This is a genomic window from Zwartia panacis (genome assembly GCF_030410395.1).
GTDB lineage: Bacteria > Pseudomonadota > Gammaproteobacteria > Burkholderiales > Burkholderiaceae_B > Zwartia > Zwartia panacis.
The window spans coordinates 1-678 of the sequence record NZ_JAUHHF010000035.1; the positions used below are offsets into that span (position 1 = coordinate 1).

The 678-nt window shown below is 57.2% G+C and carries 1 protein-coding gene; it reads right to left on the reverse strand.

Annotated elements, in window-relative coordinates; genetic code table 11:
- On the reverse strand, positions 1-652 hold a 652-nt coding region (locus tag QWY30_RS15835), incomplete at its 3' end, for an AMP-binding protein (RefSeq protein ID WP_290242655.1).
- Between the last annotated feature and the right edge of the window lie 26 nt (positions 653-678).

Sequence of the window (678 nt, forward strand, 5' to 3'; positions counted from 1 at the left end):
CCGACTGCGCATCGAGCGGCGCGCTCATCGTGCCGCACACCGTCACCTCGGTCGGGCCATACCCGTTGATCATGCGCATGTGAGAGGCAAAACGTTGAACCAAGGCAGGCGGGCACGCCTCGCCCGCTACCACCAAAGTCTGCAGACCCTCGAGTTCCTCGGCTGACACCTCACCCAATAACGCGGGAGGCAGCGTCGCGTGCGTCACCTCATAGCGGTTAATCGTACTCATCAGTTCGGCGACTTGCTCAGACTGCTTGTCAGCGCTGGGAATCACAAGTGTCGCGCCCGAGAACCACGCTGTCGTAATCTCTGAAATACTGGCATCAAATGATTGTGAAGCAAATTGCAGCAACCGATGATTGTGAGACAAACCAAAACGCTGTGTTTGAGCGGACGCCAAATTAGCGATACCCTGATGCGAGACGCCCACGCCCTTGGGCATGCCGGTGCTGCCCGAGGTGTAGATCACATAGGCCAGGTGTTCGGGCAGCAGCGGCGCGGTGCGCACCGAGTCATCCACCACCGTATCGGCTAACAACGACAGCTGAATCTCGATCAACGGATCTTGCAGATCAATCAACGCCGGAGCCTCGATCGCAAGACTCTGTGACAACTCCAGCAAATCGTAATTGGCCTGATCCGCAATCATCACGCTTGCCTTCGCATCGTTCAAGA